The sequence below is a fragment of the Agarivorans sp. 2_MG-2023 genome, from assembly GCF_030548085.1.
In the GTDB taxonomy this organism is placed as follows: domain Bacteria; phylum Pseudomonadota; class Gammaproteobacteria; order Enterobacterales; family Celerinatantimonadaceae; genus Agarivorans.
This window is the reverse complement of the sequence record NZ_JAUORQ010000002.1, coordinates 238,831-256,956: the sequence shown is the minus strand read 5'-3', so window position 1 is coordinate 256,956 and position 18,126 is coordinate 238,831. Positions and strand designations below refer to the sequence as shown.

The window sequence follows — 18,126 nt, the reverse complement described above, 5'->3', positions numbered from 1 at the left end:
CAACCGCTAGTTTAATCGCGGTCTTTTTGTGAAATTGATGTTTAACAAGGAGTTTCTTATGAACTTAAAGTATAGCTTTCCAATGTTAGCCTTATTTGTAGCCAGCTTTGCTTCTGCAAATAGTGAAGTGTTCAAAGACTTGGATACTAACCAAGATATGGTTGTAAGCCAAGAAGAAGCGGCCGAGTTGCCAATTCTTAGCCAAGTATGGACAGAGTTAGATACCGATCAAGACGGTGTACTTAGTCAAGCTGAGTTCATCAACCTCGAAATCTCGGTTCAACCAGAAGACCTAGAGAACAGTGAGGTGGCTGAGTAGCTAATCCTTAGTTTTCGTGAACCGATCCAATTTTAGGATGCAGTCGAGATCCGATATTTCTGCCTTTTGGTCTAGTTTACAGCAGTTCTAAATCCTCGATGTTTTTCCAGCGCTTAAGTCTGTGCTAGCTTAAGCGCTTTTTTTTGCCTGTTATAAAGAACTACGCTGCGGCACCGCAACATTCGCAAATAAAATACCTGCAACAATCGACATGAAAATCAAAAAGGTTTGTGAGCCAATATTGGGAATGCTTACCATTGATTCTCCCAACACCATTGAATTCAAACTAATGTAGGCTTTGCTGCCCGGTACCAACAATACAATGCCTTGAAGCAATACCACTGAGGCAGGCGACTTGGTGAATTTAGCGAATAGGTTGGCGTACACTCCCACCACAAACGCGCCAATAAACGGCCCTAAAGCTTCGCCTAAATAAGCACTACCCGCAAAGGCGGCAGAATAAGCAATAATTCCCGATAATATTCCCCATGGAATATCCTTTGGTCTTACCTTAAACACCACGCTTAAGCCCAAAGATAGCAAAAATACGCCAAGCCACTTAATCCACCAGGTGCTCACTTCCATTACATGTAGGTCAACCTGCCCCCAAATTAACGCGCCAAAGGCCATACCTAATACTGCGCCAAAATAGAGTTTAAACAGCACCATTACACCGTCCATCACTCGCGCTGTGCCGGCAATTAATTCACGCGCAGCCAGTTCACTTAAGCCCAAGGTGAGGGACAAGCCGGGCACAAAAATGATGATAGAAGAAAGGATTAAAATGGGGATGTTTATATCGGGCACTATTTGGCTTATGGCCACGGCCATAAAAGCACACAGTAATGCTGCCACTGGCTCTAAAGCTTCGTGCACACCGCGTGAGTGCTCGGCGCGATGGGCTAGATAAAAAGAGATCCCACTCAGTAAGCTAGACCAGATAATGGTATTCCAAGTGGCCGCCATTAACATGGCAAATGCACCACCGGTTATCGCAAAGGCTAACAACATGGTCCAAGGCGTATGCATTGGCGCTTGGTTGGCGAGTGTGTTTAGTTGGGTTATGGCCTCACTTAAACTCACTTCTTGAGCGGTCACTTTCTCCACGAGTTGATTGGTGCGCGCTAGCATGCCTAAGTCAATTTCACCTGGTTTTACGCGCATTACATAGTTGTATTCTTGAGTATCGTCGGGTGCCCATAGAACAAAGGTAAGTGAAGTAGGGGTGACTAAAAAATAGCCATCTAAGCCCATGGTTTCGGCAACGTTACGCAAGTGAGACTCCATACGAAAAGCGGGCGTGCCGTATTTATGCAAGGCTTTGCCAAGTTTGATAATGAAATCGCGTTTTACTTCAAAGGATGATTGTTTCAATGTGGGACGTTATTCAATGTGGTAGATGCTTAATTGTATCCCACAGAGTGAGTTTTGGTGTAGTGGGCAGCAGATAAAAAGCCACTGTAATAACTTAGAACCAATGGGTTTAGCTAGTGACAGAGAAATTTACCTGATTTTTTAATGAAATAGCGTACAGATTCGGCGTGATCATTTATCATTTAGGATTAGATTAAATTTATCACGCGCTGTCTCGGAGGACGCCATGGCTATTGGCAAATATTTACGTTGGAAAGATGAAAACGGCAACGAGTTTCGTCCGGTTTCTATTTCTGGTAACGCATTGCTTAACGATCGCACGTTAAACAAAAGTTCTGCATTTACATATGAAGAGCGTGAAGCCTTTAATTTGGCTGGCTTGTTACCACCAAAACCACAAACCTTCGAAGATCAGCTAAAGCGCGTATACCAAGGTTTTCTTAGTGCTTGTAGTGATATTGAGCAATACCAATATTTGCGCGCTTTACAAGACCGCAACGAGACCTTGTTTTACGCATTGGTATCTCGTCATATTGAAGAAATGGCGCCAATTATTTACACGCCTACAGTAGGTAAAGCATGTCAGGAATTTAGCCACCGCTACCAAAAAGACCGTGGTCTTTATATTACCGCTGAAAACGTCGATCAAATGGGCGATATGGCGCGTCATTTTGCGGGTAAAGACATAAAAATTATTGTGGTCACCGACAGCCAAGGCATTTTGGGCTTAGGTGATTTAGGTATTGGCGGAATGGGCATTCCCATTGGTAAATTGTCGCTATACACCTTGGGTGCAGGGATCCACCCAGCGCGTTGCTTGCCGATTGCATTAGATGTCGGTACTGATAACCAAGATTTGCTTGATGACCCAATGTATCTTGGCCTGCCTAAAAAGCGCATGCGTGGACAAGAGTACCAAGAGTTTATTGAGAAGTTTGTGGCACAAACTAAACTGCACTTCCCAGAAGCAGTATTGCAGTGGGAAGACTTTAGTAAATCTAACGCCTTCGATAACTTATCTAAGTATGAAGACGAGTTACCGTCGTTTAATGATGATATTCAAGGCACAGGCTCGGTCGTATTAGCCGGTGTAATTGGTGCCACTAAAATTAAAGGCGAAACCTTAGGCGAGCAGGTGTACGCAGTATACGGCGCTGGCGCTGGTGGCGTTGGCGTAGCCGATCAAATCTTTGCTGGCTTGCTAAAAGAAGGCATTAATCATCAAGAAGCACGCGACCGGATCTTTATTCTCGATTCACGCGGTGTGGTATTTGATAATCGCCCAGACTTAGACGAATACAAAAAACGTTACGCAAAACCGTTCGAGTTAGCCCAAAACTGGTCACTTGCTGAAGAAGGGAAAGCCAGCTTAAGCGAGCTTATCGACAATACGCCCGTTACCGTGCTGTTAGGTTGTAGTGGTGTAGGTGGCGCATTTAAAGAAAGCCATGTGAAAAAGATGTTGGAATATACCGAGCGCCCAATGGTGTTCCCACTATCTAACCCTACCGACAACTGTGAAGCCTTGCCTGAAGATGTTTACCAGTGGACTAATGGCCAAGCTATTGTTGCTACCGGCAGCCCGTTTGACGACGTAGACTATAACGGTAAGCAATACCGTATTGGCCAAGGTAATAACGTATTCATTTTCCCTGCGGTTGGTTTGGCTACGATTGTGGCGGGTGTGAGTAAAATCACCATGGAAATGTTCACTACTGCGTCTTTTGCTTTAGCCGAATATGTTTCGCAAGAAGATCTAGACAGCGGCTGTGTATTCCCAAGAATGCGCGAGTTAAAAGATGTTTCTGGTTTTGTGGCCAAGGCCATTTTGAAGCAAATTCAAGAAACCGATCCACAGGGTTGCTTGAGTGGTAAAGACATCGACCAAGAAATCGCCCAGCATATGTGGGAACCTATTTACCTGCCTTACCGCAGAGTATAGAACTCAACATTGTTGATAAAAAAGGAGCCGAAAAGCTCCTTTTTCTATTTATAAGAACAAGTGCACGTATAGATTTAACCGCCCGTTATTGAGCCGTAATTTCCCATACTGTCAGAGAACCACTCACTTCATTACCTACTAGCAACAAGGGCTTATTGGTTGGGCTGTCGGCAGCCGCAACAAATACCAAACTCTCTGGTGCTAAATCGCCAATGCCATCTCCGGCTTCTAGGCCCTCGGTTAAATCTCGGTTTATTACATAGCTTTCAAATGCACTGTTATACGGGTTGCTTACGTCGTAAACCATAATCCCGCCCATACGCTCTAAACCAATAAACGCGTAGGTTTTGTCGCCTACCATGCCTACGGTTAACGCTTCTGGTTCTGCGCCTTTGTTTTCTGAGCGAGAGTCACCTTCGTTTTCATCATCACCATTGTTAAAAGCACTGCCGTGAATGGCAGCGGTAATGCGGCCAATGTCATCGGCTGAGTCAAATACCACCGTGCCGTTTTGATCCCAAATAGTGAATGAACGCGCACCGTAAGCAAACGCAGTTTCGTACTCGCCATCACCGTTGGCGTCACCTAGCATGTTGGTTACGCGCAGCCCATCAATCTCGCCACCCGCTTGCAGAGCCTCCAATTTAGACCCCGCCGCCGCCGTTAACTTTTTAAGCTTAAGTTCTTCAGTGAACGATAAACAGCCGTCATCTGCATCGTAGTCTTGGCCGCCAGCAGTAGTACATGCGGCTTCGTCGGCAACATCAAAGAAATACTCGCGGGCATCACCTTCATTAGCGGTGATTAAAAATGGCGCGCCATTCCAAGTGAATGAAGTAATGGTATCGGGCATGTATACGCCGTAAAGGCCGTCGTATTGGCCAAAGCTTACGCTGCCGTCTTCGTTGCCATCAAAGTTCAAGCCGGCCCAATCTTTAAAGCCTAAACCGATTATTTTTACGCTGTTATCGCTTAAATCAACAATGGCTAAGCCGTTGTTTTCTTGAAGCGTTACATAGGCCATGTGGTTAGTGGTAGTGATGTATTCAGGCTCTAAGTCTTGAGCAACAGTGGTAGTGATGACTTGACCATTTAAGGTTCGGCCCGCTGGATTAGGGAAATGCATGCCCTTGGCTTCCAACTCGTTTTGCATACCATTAAACGCGGTAAAGTCGATAATAGTGGCGGTGCTGGCTGGGGTGCCGTCGGTTACCTTAATCACAGCAATCGAACCTTCTGGGTCATTGCTGTAATCGCCACTTGGCTCACCTTCGTTTGCCACAAGTACCTTGCTGCCATCGGGTGTAAAGGTCACCATGTCTGGAAGATTGCCGACTTCTACAGCGTTTAAAAATACTGGAGTGCCAGCATTCAAGCCCTTGTAAAACACAATGTAGCCATTGTTGGCTTGGTCATCAGCTTCAATAGCAACAGCCATTAAATCGCCACTAACTGCAATGCTATTTGCGCCGCCTAGGGCAACACTGTTGGCTTCGGTTGGTAGCGTAAGCGCGGTGGCGTTTAAGTTACTGTCACTAAGTGGCGCAGCAAGAGCCTCAGAAGATAGTCCAGAAGCATCAATCATCTCAACACTATCGTCAGAACTATTGATGGCATAAATGGTTTGGCTAGCAGCATGATACTGCACAATTTCTGCCGCGCCGTTAGCATTGAGCACAATACGGCCCACAGGGCTAAGTGAAATACCCGTTACTGCATCGGCGCCTGCTTGGCCTGCTTGGCCTGCTTGACCGTCATCGCCGTTACAACCCACTAATGCCAGGCAAGAAACTACCGCAAGTGAAACTAAGCTCTTCTTGAGCATCATCATATATCCCTATATTCACTGATTAATCTTGCAGGGCATTTTGTGTACCTAATGTGACTGTGTGATGACCAAATTATGACAGTTATTAAACATTCGATTGAGGGAGAGGGACAGTTCTAAACCTACTTTTCTGAGAAGGTGCTTATATTAGGTTATTGAATTTATTAGCATTGTTTTTGAGTGATGAGTATTTGCTGCGTGAGTAAGGGGAGTGGACTTTACAGCGTAATGTGATCCAAGCGAATAGCTTGGCCGTACAAATCTCGAACCCAACGCACGCAAAGTTGAAAGGAAAGAAACCATGTTAAAACGAATTGCAAAAGTGTTTACTTTTATTATCGCTGCAGTGACATTCTCAACAATCGCCCATGCTAATCACCATGGAATGAAAAAGGATATTGTAGATGTCGCAGTTGAAAATGGCTCCTTCACCACACTCGTTGCGGCTGTTAAAGCGGGTGGATTGGTAGAGACCCTAAAAGGGGAAGGCCCATTTACGGTATTTGCTCCCACTGACGAGGCTTTTGCTAAATTACCCGAGGGTACAGTAGAAATGCTGTTGAAACCTGAAAACAAAGACAAGCTAGTCGCTGTTCTTACTTACCATGTTGTAGCGGGAAAAGTGATGGCAGCCGACGTGGTTAACATTGATAGCGCTACAACCGTTCAAGGAGGAATGTTAGCCGTTAGCACTAGTGGCGAAATGGTAATGATAAATAACGCCAATGTAGTGGCGGCTGACGTGAAAGCCAGTAATGGTGTAATCCATGTAATTGATACGGTGCTGATGCCAAAGTAACCACAGTAGCAGGGCTCTATTCGGGCCCTGTTTTGATTCCCTAAAACAAGATTTCGGCAAGCGATTGCTTCAAAACCTATTTTACTCTCCCGCTCCATCGTTAAGATTTTTAAAGCAGCAAACACCGACTTCATCTCGCTTTACTCTGCATTCGGTAATCAATATATGTTCTAGCTGCATTCTTGTTCTGCGCAGGCGAGCTTTGTTACCGACTGGCTTATGCAGCAGCTGAGTTTAGCTTAATGATGCCTCGAACTAGAGTGACAAGCTTGCAGGGCTAGGCTCTTTGTTTGTGTGGTTTTATTGCCCTTGGCCTAATTCCGCGAGGACTTTCAATGGGTGGCCAGCGTCATCAAACAAGGTTAAATTGTCCCAAGATGATTGGCATGCCTCTTGGGTATGGCTAATCCAGTCAGGCGCCCAATAAACCATGCCTAAACCTTTATTGTTTGGTAGTGAAAGCAGCACTTCTCGTAAGGCAGTAATGTAATCTGCTTGTCCTTGCTCTGAAGCCGAAAATTCGGTATTTAGAGGTGTTTCTTGCCATACAAAGTTGGGCTGCTGATCGTGGTCAACTAAGCTATACGGATAGGCAATCTCGGCAAGCACTATTGCTTGTTGGTAGTTAGCGGCTAAGTGACTTAAGTTTTCACTTAAGTCCTGCATTGAGCCATGCCACCATGGATAAAAAGACAGACCAATGATATCAAATTCGACTCCTTCGCTAACAAGGTGACTGAAGAACCACTCGCTTGCATCTTTATCGCCGCCACTGTCTGTGTGGATCATAATTAGTGGGGGATCAGTATAATCACTGTCATGAACGGCACGCGTCGCGCTCTTTAGTAACAGGGCTAAACGCCACCAGTTACTATTGAAGTTAGCACCCACTCTCCCTTCATCCCAAAGCATACCCGAGCTTATTTCATTACCTAACTGAACCATTTTCACGGGGATATTGGCCGAAGCAAGAGCATTCATTACGTCTAGGGTATGGCGGTACAACTGAGTATTTAGAGTATCAAAGTCGCTGTCTTGCCATGCTAAAGGTTTAGTTTGTTTGCCCGGATCTGCCCATGTATCGGAGTAATGAAAGTCAATATATAGGTCCATTCCTGCATCGGCGATGGCTTGTGCCTTTTGTAAGGTATCCGCTAAGTCGTTGTATCCTGCTTCAGGCTCAACCCATACTCGCAGTCGGACGAGATTGATGCCAGCATCGGCATAGGTCTGCCAAGGATATTCTTCACCACTTATCAGAATAGGAGATTCACAATCTTGTAAAAGGCTCGCGAAAGAAGCATCAACACCGCGAAAATGCAAGGTCGGCTCAGATGCTAATGGCGGAGAGTTTTCCGAAGGCGAACTACCGCAAGCAACCAGCATAATAACCATTACAGCATGGAGAAAAGTGAAGTGAAATTTGCGCATCAGATAGCTACTCAAGAGAAGATAATTGAAGTGTATGTTTCCTAACAACAAAATCAATTTCGAATCGTTCAAATTGAGCACTGCCCCATGCCTGTGGGTTAGCTTTTGCTAAAACTGCAAGCAACAACTCATCGCATTATTTAGGGTGTTTGCCTGTTGCCTTTGAGTACCTTGATTTAAGGTGGAAAGAAAATAGAGAGGTGAGTTTATAAGGGAAGCTAAGATTCGACGACCGAAATGCAGAGCTAAGTGAATGTTAATCTGAGTAAGTATTGCATCTAACCATTGACCGAAGATGAGGTGCTAGGGTGCTTTATCTAATATTTATGATTACTTTTCTGCAAGGCTCTTAAAGCAACAAACTCCCGCTTCATCTCGCTTCACTTTGCATTCGGTGGTTAATACCTTCTCTAGTTGCATTCTTGCTCTGCGCAGGCGGGCTTTGGTGGCCGGTAGGCTAAGCTGTTGCTGTTCGGCGTACTCAAGCTGAGTAAGGCCATTAAGATCACATTGCTCAATAATGTCACGCTCGCTGTCAGACAGCTTAGGCAGCACTTTGGGTAAACAGCGCTGCAGTTGAGTCATTACCGGCGCAACACTATCTGAAATGGCTAAATCATTGATGTCGGTGGCGTGCAGTTTTTGGCGCAGCTTATCAATGAAGTGGTTTTTGGTCATAGTAAACAACCACGCCTTACCATCATCTAGGGTACAAAAACGCTGGCTATTGCTCATGGCCTTTAAAAACACTTCTTGCATGATATCTTCAGCTTCATGCTGGTTGTTGGTTTGCTTTATTAACCAGCCGTAGAGCAAGGGCTCAGCTTCGCTCCAGGCCTTCATTAAACATTTCATGTTTCCCTCTGCCGCAATAGGGCTAAGCCGCCTAAGTTATTGTACCAGCGGCTTAGTGAGTTGCTGCTAAGATTTATGCTATAACATTTTCGCTCAGTAGCTCACGCACTAGATCAACAGAAGGTACTGAGCCGCTGTGTTTTATTACCCCCTCAATGCCAAGGGCTGGCGTACTTAATACCCCTGCGGCCATGATTTTCTGTAAATCGGTAACTTTTTCAAGGTCAACGTTTAAGCCAAGTTCGTTGGCTACCTCCAAAATACGTTCTGCCGTTGTTGTGCAGTTTTTGCAGCCTGAACCGTATACCTGAATTGTTGTCATAATGAGTTCCTCGTAGTGTTAGTTTGAATGTTGCTTAGTAGTAATAGTTAAATAGCCAACCGGTAATGGATATGGCCACCAATAAATAGCCAGCAATTGCGCCTAAAAAGCGTATTTGCATCACTTGCTTGAGCATGATGAATTCGGGAATGCTTACTGCCACAGCGCCCATGCAAAATGCCAAAGTGGTGCCTATTGGCATTCCCTTATCAATTAGTGAGGCCATGATGGGCACAACGCCAGATGCATTGGTATAAATGGGAATGGCGCTAAGTGTGGCCAGTGGCACGGTCCACCATTGGCCGTTAGCCAAGTTTTGTTCAAACCATTGGGCAGGCACAAAGCCATGAATAGCGGCTCCCAAACCCACGCCAATAATCACCCACTTCCAAATGCGGCTTAAGATGGTTCTGGTTTCGTTTACGGCAAAGTAATGGCGATCTTTATGCGTGACCGAGGGAGCTGGTGTGTCGTCTGCGACTTGAATATTGCTGTTTTCAGCTTGTTGGTAGGCCTCTGCAAGAAAAGGCTGTAACCATCGTTGAGCCTTAAGCATATCCATCATTACCCCAGCAATCATGCCCAGCAACATACCAATGGCCACGTACATAAGGGTGAATTTAAAACCGAGAATACTGCCTAACATAATCACTACTACTTCGTTTACCAGCGGTGAGGTGATAAGAAATGCGATGGTTACGCCAATGGGAATTCTGGCAGATACAAATCCCATAAACAGTGGAATGGAGCTACAGGAACAAAACGGTGTGATAGCGCCAAAAGTAGACCCTAATAAGTAACCCACACCCTTATGTTTACCCAGTAAGTAATTACGTACTTTATCTACGCTAAGGCTGGCGCGTAAGTAAGAGATAACGTAGATCAACAGTACCAATAACACCAAAATCTTACTGGTGTCTTCAATAAAAAAATGCACGCCGTTGGCCATTTGAGTGCCGGGTGTTAGCCCAAATACGGAATAACTTAGCCAGTCAGCCAACCAAGTAAAAATCTCCATCTTTCAGTATCCAATTCGAGGGTATATGACTAACACGGATGAACAGCAAAAAGGACGCAGAATATTTAGAAAAACTTTTCCAGTTTTTGAGCAAAGTGAATTAGCAGGCAATAGCGTGGTTTTAGCTCTAGTGCCACAAGGCTATGGCTGTGAGTGATGAGTGCTACTTATTGCGAGTACTTTTCTGCATTGTGTTCCTCGCAAATTAAAGGCACCATAGCGTGGCTGTTTCTATACCAGAAACAGCCAAATTCTCAGGGCGGGGTGTAACTCCCCACCGGCGGTAGTTAGTTATGTTTATGGCTAAAAGCCCGCGAGCGCCCAACGGTAGTTGGGGTCAGCAGATCTGGTGACCTAGCAATATTTTTATTGCGACTAGTCCAGAGCCGACGGTAATTTACAGCTTGGCTGTAATGAGTCCGGATGGAAGAGAATCAAGCATTATCATTTTGTTTTAACCTGGTTAGAACGGAACACTTAGCCTGTGGCTGAGTGTGGTTTAATGCCGATAAAAAACTTCACTTTACGGTGAGGTGCTATTCCTGCACGCCCTGATTCTGGAAAACTTAATGTAGTAATTTAAGGATTTAAACCATGAATCAGTCTCTACTTGCCGAATATGGCAATCCTATCCAACGAGTTGACGCCGCGCTTGCAGCCTTACGCCAAGGCCAAGGGGTATTGGTTGTTGACGACGAAGACCGCGAAAATGAAGGCGATTTAATCTTCGCCGCCGAAACTCTCACCAATGCTCAAATGGCCATGCTTATTCGCGAATGTAGCGGCATTGTTTGCTTGTGCTTAAACGATGACAAAATCAAACAGCTTGATTTACCGCCAATGGTTAGCGATAACTCTAGCCAATTTGGTACGGCCTTTACTGTAAGCATTGAAGCCAATGAAGGCGTAACCACTGGAGTGTCGGCTGCTGATCGCGTAACTACCATTAAAACCGCGATTGCCGAAGGTACTAAACCCAGCGATTTAGCCAGACCAGGCCATGTTTATCCGCTGCGTGCCCAGCCCGGTGGAGTGTTAACACGCCGCGGCCATACCGAAGGTACCGTAGATTTAGTGACCTTGGCGGGATTAACGCCTGCTGGTGTACTGTGTGAAGTGACCATGCCAGATGGCACCATGGCGCGTTTGCCCGAGATTGTTGCCTTTGCCAAACAACATGCCATGCCAGTATTAAGCATTGAAGATATTGTGGAATATCGGAAAGCGCTGATCAGTAAAGCGAGCTAGTTAAGCGTTTGTTTAGGCAAAATAAAAGGGGCCATTAAGGCCCCTGATCAGATTATGCGTTTAGTACTATTGTTGTTTTGTAGGTGTAATCACCTTTTCATCAGTATAGCCCTAGCGTCATAAAAAGTTCTTATATTTTTTCAATGTTTCAGCTGTTTTTTCACAAGGGTGTGATCACGGTAATATTCATGAGCAACACGCTTGTGATAGAGCTTTTGCTCTAATGTAATAAAAGGTAAACCCCCTTATCGATAGATTAAAAGCGCTCTGGCGCTGCCGGTTTATTAGCTAAAATGTTATCAACCTGCTGCCATACGTCGTTGCTTAACTGCTGTTTCAGCTCTAGCGCTTTCAGGTTATCTTCTAACTGCTCTAACTTAGACACTCCTAGTATTACGCTGCTCACATGTGGCGTACGCAAACACCAATTTAAGGCTAGGTGATGTAATGGCATGTTAAGGCTTTCTGCCAATTGGTTAAGTTGCGCTATCTGCTCTAGCTTGTTGTTCTCGCCCATTAACATATCGCGCAGCCATTCATAGCCAGGCAAGCTTAAGCGGCTGTTATCTGGCACGCCATTTAGGTATTTACCGGTGAGTAATCCGCTGGCCAGCGGCGAGAAAATAGTGGTGCCTAAACCGGTTAGTTGGTACAGCGGTAAGTACTCTGCTTCTACTTTGTCGCGCACCATCATGTTGTATTGCGGTTGCTCCATCACTGGCGCATGGAGGTTTTCTGCTTTGGCTACTGCCCATGCTTCGGTAATTTGCTGGGCGCTCCATTCAGAGGTTCCCCAGTACATTACTTTGCCTTGGCAAACCAAGTCGTGCATGGCACGAACGGTTTCGTAAATCGGCGTATCAATGTCTGGGCGGTGGCAGTAAAACAAATCTAGGTAATCAACCCGCAGGCGTTTAAGTGCGGCATGGCAGGCATCAAATACATGCTTGCGGCTCAAGCCCCGCTGGGTAGGTTTATCGCCGCCCCAAAATACTTTGCTAGACACCACAAAACTATCGCGTGTCCAGCCCAGTTGCTCTATGGCTTGTCCCATTAAGCGTTCGCTTTCGCCGCTTTCGTAGCCTTCGGCATTATCGTAAAAGTTTATTCCAGCATCATAGGCGCGTGTCATAATTTGCTTGGCGGCCGATAAGTCCACTTGTTTGCCAAAAGTAACCCAAGAGCCTAAACCAAATTCACTTACCTGCAGACCACTTTGGCCTAATCGACGATATTCCATTTTATACCCACTTAATCAAAGTTGTTGGCTCAAGTATAGAGTTAATAAAGCCACTGAAAAAAGAGGGTGAAAGCAAAAATACTGTTTGTTATATCAAACAAAAAATCTTACTTTGCGTATTATTATGGACAAGTTGATGCAGCGAAGTAGGTAAGCGAATGTCGAAGAATCATAAAAAGTTAGAACGCTTGTTGTTGTTTTATGAAGTGGCCCAGTACTTGAGCTTTTCTAAGGCCGCTGAACACCTTGATATTTCTCGTAGCTACTTATCGCAGCAAATTCGCAGCTTAGAACAAGACTTGCACACTCAACTGTTGATTAGAACCACCCGTAGCGTGCGGCTCACCACCGAAGGCCATAAGGTGTTTTTGCAGGCGCAAGCCATGCACCATAACTTACTCGATCTGGAACGCGAGTTAGAACACAGCGGCGAAGATGTCGCGGGTATTTTGCGTATTACCGCGCCAGCCGCTTTTGCAGAGTCGTTTTTGGTTGAGGTATGTAATGGATTCAATCAACGCTACCCCGAAGTGAGTTTTGAAATTGATGTTGGCCATCATTTAGAAGACTTACATGAGCGTAATTTCGATTTAGCCATTCGTGTTACCGAGCAACCGCCACAAAATATGGTGGCGCGAACGCTAATGCCTTATTGCCATTGGGTGTGTGCTTCCCCTGCATACTTAGCAGAGCAGTTTGTGCCAACTCAACCTAGTGATTTAAGCCAGTTGCAGTGCTTAGCCTTTCCTACTTGGCGAACCTGGACATTTAAACAAGCCAATAAAGTGCAAGAGTTTGAAGCCCAAGGGCGGTTTGCGGTGAACGACAATAACATTCTCATTAAAGCGGCCTTAAATGCGCAGGGCGTGATTCGAGTACCCGAGCATTTAGTGTGGGAGCATGTGCAGGCAGGCCGATTGCAGAGGTTACTGGCCGACTTTCAGGTTGAGCCACGACAAGTATGGATGCTGTACCCGCCTAAAATCGAACACTCTTCGCGGCTACAGCAGTTTATGGCTTACCTGCAAGACCATATAAGCAGTTTGTTGACTAAATCTCGATGAGATCAACATGGATGATTCAAACACCCGTTAATGTTTATTTATCGGTCTTATTAGCAGTTTGTACCTATTATCACAGCACTTGTCGCAATTACTTTCATTATCAATAGTGCTGTGTTTGTATGTGATTAAATTTACAGCGTTTATTAGTGATCACGGATGAGTGGAACTTAAGGATTGAGATGAAACGACATAGCTTATTGGCATTAGCCCTACCTCTTTTAAGTTTGGTATTTGTTGGCGCTTGCAGTAGCCCTTCTTCCAACAGCAGTTCTTCTTCCAACAGCAATGCTTCTGAACAGAGTGAATTAGCCTGCGCTAATTACGCTGGCACTTGGGAGCTTTTTTTAGATGTTGATAACAGTGATTGCAATGGCTTTGGCAAACAGCTAAAGCAAGTATTTGTGGTGGAGCAACAGCAATGCGAGCTGAGTATTGATAGTGGCGTAACCGGTGATATTAATGGCCAGCAAATCACTTGGTCTGCACCTAGTGTTCGGATTGATGGTGGGGAATTAAGTCATGTTTCGGCTACAGTTGAAATACTCGATGGGAAGGTTACTGGCTCTTATCTGTGGGAGTGGTTCAACAGCGCTTATTATTGTTCCGGCTCAACCACTGTAAAAGGGCGAATATTATCCGAGCAAGAAGCCGCCAGCGCCGAGCTTGGCGAGTTTGATTTAACGCCACCACACCCACTGCTTTCTCCGGCAGAAAACACCACCGCACATACCTTTACGGTAATGGCTAAACAGGCTGAGCAGGTGTATTTAGCCGGTGAAATGAGCGACTGGCGTCCCGATGTATTTCAAATGAAAGCAAATGACGATGGTAGCTGGTCAATTACTTTGTATTTGGCGCCGGGGGCTTGGCAGTACAAGTTTGTGATAGACGGCAATTGGATAGCCGACGAAAACAACGAGCGCGCGGTAGATGACAGCAGAGGCGGATTTAACTCAGTATTGGTGATTGGCGAAGAGTCGCCGCTGCTTAGCGCAAACCCAGAAATTGCTCATGGCCAGATAGTTGATGCAACCTTCGCCAGCAGCGCACTTAACAAAGCCAGCCCTTATGCGGTTTACTTACCGCCCAACTACCATGCTAGCGAGCAACGCTACCCCTTAGTGGTGCTGTTGCACGGCTATGGCAGTAATTACCAGCAGTGGCTGGTGGACGGCAAAGTCCAGCACCTTATGGACAACTTAATCGCCAAACAAACGATTAATCCTTTCATATTGCTAATGCCTTCCGGCGAACAGAGTTATTACACTGGCGAATACGAGCAGCACATTATGCAAGAGCTGCTACCGAGTATTCGAGAGCAATACCGAGTTAAACCAGGTGCACAAAATAGTGCAATTAGTGGTGTGTCTATGGGCGGGGCAGGGGCGTTTTATTTAGCGCATAAATACCCCGAGCAGTTTGGTTTATCGGTGCCTTTAAGCGGCTACTTTGATATGAGCATTTACCGTGATTTTACTTGGCAGAATTTTACTATGCAGCCAGCCTTGTACCTATATTGCGGTGAAGATGACCATACCAGTTTTCAAACCAATCAGCGCTTGGTGGAGCAGCTAGAAAACCATAAGGCTGAATTTACTTACACCACAGCAGAAGGCGGCCACACTTGGCGCTATTGGAATGGCATTTCAGCACAATTTCTCAGCCAAATATCAGCCTTCTTCCATCCATAAACAATCAGCTGCAGAGTGTTAGCAATAAGCTGAGGCGGAGCGCTAACTTTAGTTAAGCGCTTCGTATACCCGTATATAATCTACTTCCATTTGGGCAGGGAATACCTGATTAGATTGCGGGTTGCCATCGTAATTGCCGCCTACCGCCAAATTCATAATGATATAAAAATCTTGGTCGAAGGGAGCAGGGAAGGCGTAGTCTTGGGTATACCAAGCACTTTGGCTAGCATACAACTCGTCATCTACGTACCAATATATGCCCTGTGGCGTCCAATCGATTCGGTAAACATGAAACTCGCTAATATCGCTGTCGGTAAATAGGTAGTGGCGTTCCGAGTAAGTGTTATTTGGCCATTGTGCGCCATAGTGAATCGTGCCGTTTACTTGCGAAGGGTTGCTACCACGCGCCTCCATAATGTCTATTTCGCCCGAGGCCGCCCACGTGCCGTATACATTGTCTTGCGGCATTAACCAAAAGGCAGGCCATAACCCTTGGCCAACTGGCAATTTAATACGGGCTTCAAATCGGCCATAGGTTTGGGCAAATAATCCCTGGGTTTTTAAACGCGCAGAGCTGTAATTGTAATTACCGTATTGGTCGCTACTGCCTTCTACTAGGGCTTGAATAATCAGTTGACCACTGCCGTTGAGTCGCACATTAGCTGCGTTGCTGGTATAGGCTTGTAGCTCGTTGTTTCCCCAGCCTGAAATGTACTGGTCGTTGAGCATAAAGCCGTTACCCATGTCGAAAGTCCACTTGCTCAGATCTAGCTGACTGTCGTTAAATTCATCACTCCACGAGAGTTGCCAAGTAATGGCTTCTGGCTGGCTAGGCAGCTCCGATTGAGGGCTAACACCGCCTCCACAAGCCAATAAGCTGCTACTGAGTAATACAAGTAATCCAATCTGAGTGCTGCGGTTTAGCATTAAGTGCTCCAAGCGTCGCTAATCATCTCCAGCATCAGTTTGCCAACAGCTTGGCGTAGAGGGTAGAGCAAAACCAATGGAATCAGAGGCTGATCAATGATGAAAAAAGTACTCGGGTTTATGGAAACTAATAATAGCTTAAGATTTTTTATAGCATGGCTTAGAACCTGTGTTGCACTAGGTCGCAGCCAACAAGACGGGTGTTCCATTACAATAAAGTTTGTTAGTTTTCATTGGGTAAATGCTTTGCTTCTAGTTATAGCTAGGCTCTATTGCGCGTTAGCTGCAATATGCTTTAATCGTTGCAAAAGCAGAGTGCCACTTCATATGTGGTTGCACAAAACTACTTGCAGTTTGGCTTTGGTTTGGCTTAGTATTTGCGCAGATGAAAGCTCTATTCTTGATTATCGTTTTTTGTTTGCAACTACTATCCGGTGCTACCAGCGCGTCGGAGCATTCGCTGCACGCGCAAATGCAGAATCATCAAGGAATGATGCATTCAACTATGCATTCAACTATGCATTCATCAATGGACTGTCATGGTGATGGCTTAAATCACAATCATGAAGCCGCTTCTAAGATGAGCGATCTATGTAAGCTAGATTGCCAGCTATCGCTATGTACGTCAGCTCCAGCCTTTATTTCAACAGGGCTTAGTGTGGCTAATATGCCTCAAGCCGTAGCACTCAGCGATTATCGTTTTAACTTACATCCTTCACTTCAGGAACTGCCGTTCCGTCCCCCTCTTGCTGTTTGATTTAACAAAACTTTTTTAAATCAAATAACAAGGACTAAAACATGTTTACTCCCTCTCTTTATGGGGTAGTGCTTGCCGTTACTTTATCGGTAAGCTCTGCAGCTATGGCTGCGCCGTTAACTATTGAACGCGCTGTTGAGATTGCACTTACCGCTGACCCATCTGAAATGCTTTATAGCCAGCGGCAGCAACAAATTGCAGCTATGGGCGTGCAAAGCGCTCAGCTTAAAGATCCAATGATAAAACTTGGTCTGGCTAATGTGCCCACCGACAGCTTTAAGCTTGATCAAGATGCAATGACACAGCTGAGTGTTGGTGTTGCACAGGAATTTAGCCGCGGAAATACGCGTGAACTTAACGGTCAACGTTACCAAATTTTGCAGCAGCAAACCGAGTATCAAGCCGCTCAGCGGCGCTTAGAGTTGAGCCAACAAATTCGCCAGATGTGGTTAAATGTGCGCTTCTCAGCTTTGGCTCAACAACTGCTAAATGACAACAAGCGACTGTTCGAGCGCAATGTAGAGCATGTGCGCGGGCAATTTGAATTGGGCTACAAGCAAAGCCAAGACCTCTTTCAAGCAGAGCTTCAACTGAGTAAATATGACGAGCAGATTGCTGGTTTTTCTCAGCAAGAACAGGCCTACCGTGGTCAATTAGCCGCGTGGCTAGGAGGCTCTGCTTTTCAAACCTTTGACGCTTCGTTGCCAGCTTGGAGTGAAGCACTGACCTACGCCAACCATGCTTCTATCGAACACTACGAATTGTTAGTTAATCACCCACTGGTGCAGGCAAAGCAAAGCGCGATTAAAGAAGCTGAAAAACAGGTAGAAATTGCCAACCAATCCTATAAACCAGCTTTTAAAGTGGAAGTTGGCTATGGCCATCGGCGTAGTGCCGATATGGATGGTAGCTCTCGTCCCGATTTAGTGTCGGGTTTTCTCTCCATGGATGTGCCTCTATTTACCGATAAGCGTCAAGATCAAAGTGTGATATCTGCCGAGCGGGGAAAGGGCATCAAACAGGCCGAGAGGGATCTGTTACTCAAGAGTATGAATGGCATGCTTAATGGTCAGCTTGCTCAAATTCAAAACCTGAAGCAGCGCCTAACACGCTACCAACAAACCTTGCTGCCTCAAGCGCAAGCCAATACTCAAGCTGCTATTCAAGGCTATCAATCAAACACGGTTAATTTTGATCAGGTGGTTAACGCTTTTATGGATGAGACCGCCTTGCAACTTGAGTTTGAACAATTACGAACTCAGCAGTATCAAGCACTAGCTCAAGTTCGCTATTTTCAGGCTAAGTAGGAAT

General features: G+C 45.6%; 16 protein-coding genes and 1 riboswitch. Of the genes, 8 read left to right on the top strand and 8 right to left on the bottom strand.

The window, feature by feature from the left end; all coding sequences use genetic code 11:
* Window positions 1-58 precede the first annotated feature (58 nt).
* A complete protein-coding gene (locus Q4549_RS03830) occupies window positions 59-319 on the top strand; it encodes a hypothetical protein (protein ID WP_137672089.1) in 261 nt (86 codons plus the stop codon).
* 150 nt (window positions 320-469) lie between these two features.
* Here the strand turns inward: Q4549_RS03830 and Q4549_RS03825 are convergent, their stop codons facing one another.
* Window positions 470-1,693, bottom strand: a complete 1,224-nt coding sequence (locus Q4549_RS03825) for a threonine/serine exporter ThrE family protein (RefSeq protein ID WP_303549280.1) — start codon at window positions 1,691-1,693, stop codon at window positions 470-472.
* Between the two features lie 226 nt (window positions 1,694-1,919).
* Between Q4549_RS03825 and Q4549_RS03820 the strand changes: the two genes are divergently transcribed.
* Window positions 1,920-3,635: an NAD-dependent malic enzyme gene (locus Q4549_RS03820; RefSeq protein ID WP_137672088.1), complete on the top strand. Its 1,716-nt coding sequence runs from the start codon at window positions 1,920-1,922 to the stop codon at window positions 3,633-3,635.
* An 85-nt stretch (window positions 3,636-3,720) separates the two neighbouring features.
* On the opposite strand, the gene Q4549_RS03815 is transcribed toward Q4549_RS03820, so the two are convergent.
* Window positions 3,721-5,460 carry a choice-of-anchor I family protein gene (locus Q4549_RS03815; protein ID WP_303549723.1) on the bottom strand — a complete coding sequence of 580 codons (1,740 nt, stop codon included), beginning with the start codon at window positions 5,458-5,460 and terminating at the stop codon, window positions 3,721-3,723.
* 304 nt (window positions 5,461-5,764) lie between these two features.
* Here Q4549_RS03815 and Q4549_RS03810 point away from each other — a divergent pair, with 304 nt between their 5' ends.
* Window positions 5,765-6,262 carry a fasciclin domain-containing protein gene (locus Q4549_RS03810; RefSeq protein ID WP_303549284.1) on the top strand — a complete coding sequence of 166 codons (498 nt, stop codon included), beginning with the start codon at window positions 5,765-5,767 and terminating at the stop codon, window positions 6,260-6,262.
* 300 nt (window positions 6,263-6,562) lie between these two features.
* Here the strand turns inward: Q4549_RS03810 and Q4549_RS03805 are convergent, their stop codons facing one another.
* The 4 genes from Q4549_RS03805 to Q4549_RS03790 all read right to left on the bottom strand — a co-directional run bounded on the left by Q4549_RS03805 (window position 6,563) and on the right by Q4549_RS03790 (window position 9,888).
* Entirely contained in the window at window positions 6,563-7,693 is a 1,131-nt protein-coding gene (locus Q4549_RS03805; protein WP_303549287.1) for a glycosyl hydrolase 53 family protein, read from the bottom strand.
* A gap of 330 nt (window positions 7,694-8,023) precedes the next feature.
* A complete protein-coding gene (locus Q4549_RS03800) occupies window positions 8,024-8,548 on the bottom strand; it encodes a sigma-70 family RNA polymerase sigma factor (protein WP_303549290.1) in 525 nt (174 codons plus the stop codon).
* Window positions 8,549-8,621: 73 nt separating this feature from the next.
* Window positions 8,622-8,870 carry a thioredoxin family protein gene (locus Q4549_RS03795; protein ID WP_303549292.1) on the bottom strand — a complete coding sequence of 83 codons (249 nt, stop codon included), beginning with the start codon at window positions 8,868-8,870 and terminating at the stop codon, window positions 8,622-8,624.
* Window positions 8,871-8,904: 34 nt separating this feature from the next.
* Window positions 8,905-9,888, bottom strand: a complete 984-nt coding sequence (locus Q4549_RS03790; protein WP_303549295.1) for a permease — start codon at window positions 9,886-9,888, stop codon at window positions 8,905-8,907.
* A gap of 246 nt (window positions 9,889-10,134) precedes the next feature.
* Window positions 10,135-10,327, top strand: a riboswitch (FMN riboswitch).
* Between the two features lie 155 nt (window positions 10,328-10,482).
* Here Q4549_RS03790 and ribB point away from each other — a divergent pair.
* Window positions 10,483-11,136, top strand: a complete 654-nt coding sequence (gene ribB / locus Q4549_RS03785) for a 3,4-dihydroxy-2-butanone-4-phosphate synthase (protein WP_303549298.1) — start codon at window positions 10,483-10,485, stop codon at window positions 11,134-11,136.
* A gap of 256 nt (window positions 11,137-11,392) precedes the next feature.
* On the opposite strand, the gene Q4549_RS03780 is transcribed toward ribB, so the two are convergent.
* A complete protein-coding gene (locus tag Q4549_RS03780; protein ID WP_303549301.1) occupies window positions 11,393-12,376 on the bottom strand; it encodes an aldo/keto reductase in 984 nt (327 codons plus the stop codon).
* A 158-nt stretch (window positions 12,377-12,534) separates the two neighbouring features.
* Between Q4549_RS03780 and Q4549_RS03775 the strand changes: the two genes are divergently transcribed.
* Together Q4549_RS03775 and Q4549_RS03770 are read left to right on the top strand one after the other, a co-directional pair.
* On the top strand, window positions 12,535-13,440 hold the full coding sequence (locus tag Q4549_RS03775) for a LysR family transcriptional regulator (RefSeq protein WP_303549303.1): 906 nt from the start codon (window positions 12,535-12,537) through the stop codon (window positions 13,438-13,440).
* Between the two features lie 179 nt (window positions 13,441-13,619).
* Entirely contained in the window at window positions 13,620-15,131 is a 1,512-nt protein-coding gene (locus Q4549_RS03770; RefSeq protein ID WP_303549306.1) for an alpha/beta hydrolase-fold protein, read from the top strand.
* A 48-nt stretch (window positions 15,132-15,179) separates the two neighbouring features.
* Here the strand turns inward: Q4549_RS03770 and Q4549_RS03765 are convergent, their stop codons facing one another.
* Complete coding sequence (locus tag Q4549_RS03765) at window positions 15,180-16,058, bottom strand: glycoside hydrolase family 16 protein (RefSeq protein ID WP_303549309.1); 879 nt, start codon at window positions 16,056-16,058, stop codon at window positions 15,180-15,182.
* Between the two features lie 385 nt (window positions 16,059-16,443).
* On the opposite strand from Q4549_RS03765, the gene Q4549_RS03760 reads away from it, so the two are divergent.
* Entirely contained in the window at window positions 16,444-16,815 is a 372-nt protein-coding gene (locus Q4549_RS03760; protein WP_303549312.1) for a hypothetical protein, read from the top strand.
* 41 nt (window positions 16,816-16,856) lie between these two features.
* Entirely contained in the window at window positions 16,857-18,122 is a 1,266-nt protein-coding gene (locus Q4549_RS03755) for a TolC family protein (protein WP_303549315.1), read from the top strand.
* Window positions 18,123-18,126 lie beyond the last annotated feature (4 nt).

Excerpts from the sequence above, each read along its gene's own strand:
- Q4549_RS03830 (WP_137672089.1), top strand. The coding sequence starts at position 59 with ATGAACTTAAAGTATAGCTTTCCAATGTTAGCCTTATTTGTAGCCAGC.
- Q4549_RS03820 (WP_137672088.1), top strand. The coding sequence starts at position 1,920 with ATGGCTATTGGCAAATATTTACGTTGGAAAGATGAAAACGGCAACGAG.
- Q4549_RS03815 (WP_303549723.1), bottom strand. The coding sequence starts at position 5,460 with ATGCTCAAGAAGAGCTTAGTTTCACTTGCGGTAGTTTCTTGCCTGGCA.
- Q4549_RS03810 (WP_303549284.1), top strand. The coding sequence starts at position 5,765 with ATGTTAAAACGAATTGCAAAAGTGTTTACTTTTATTATCGCTGCAGTG.
- Q4549_RS03805 (WP_303549287.1), bottom strand. The coding sequence starts at position 7,693 with ATGCGCAAATTTCACTTCACTTTTCTCCATGCTGTAATGGTTATTATG.
- Q4549_RS03800 (WP_303549290.1), bottom strand. The coding sequence starts at position 8,548 with ATGAAATGTTTAATGAAGGCCTGGAGCGAAGCTGAGCCCTTGCTCTAC.
- Q4549_RS03795 (WP_303549292.1), bottom strand. The coding sequence starts at position 8,870 with ATGACAACAATTCAGGTATACGGTTCAGGCTGCAAAAACTGCACAACA.
- Q4549_RS03790 (WP_303549295.1), bottom strand. The coding sequence starts at position 9,888 with ATGGAGATTTTTACTTGGTTGGCTGACTGGCTAAGTTATTCCGTATTT.
- ribB (WP_303549298.1), top strand. The coding sequence starts at position 10,483 with ATGAATCAGTCTCTACTTGCCGAATATGGCAATCCTATCCAACGAGTT.
- Q4549_RS03780 (WP_303549301.1), bottom strand. The coding sequence starts at position 12,376 with ATGGAATATCGTCGATTAGGCCAAAGTGGTCTGCAGGTAAGTGAATTT.
- Q4549_RS03775 (WP_303549303.1), top strand. The coding sequence starts at position 12,535 with ATGTCGAAGAATCATAAAAAGTTAGAACGCTTGTTGTTGTTTTATGAA.
- Q4549_RS03770 (WP_303549306.1), top strand. The coding sequence starts at position 13,620 with ATGAAACGACATAGCTTATTGGCATTAGCCCTACCTCTTTTAAGTTTG.
- Q4549_RS03765 (WP_303549309.1), bottom strand. The coding sequence starts at position 16,058 with ATGCTAAACCGCAGCACTCAGATTGGATTACTTGTATTACTCAGTAGC.
- Q4549_RS03760 (WP_303549312.1), top strand. The coding sequence starts at position 16,444 with ATGAAAGCTCTATTCTTGATTATCGTTTTTTGTTTGCAACTACTATCC.
- Q4549_RS03755 (WP_303549315.1), top strand. The coding sequence starts at position 16,857 with ATGTTTACTCCCTCTCTTTATGGGGTAGTGCTTGCCGTTACTTTATCG.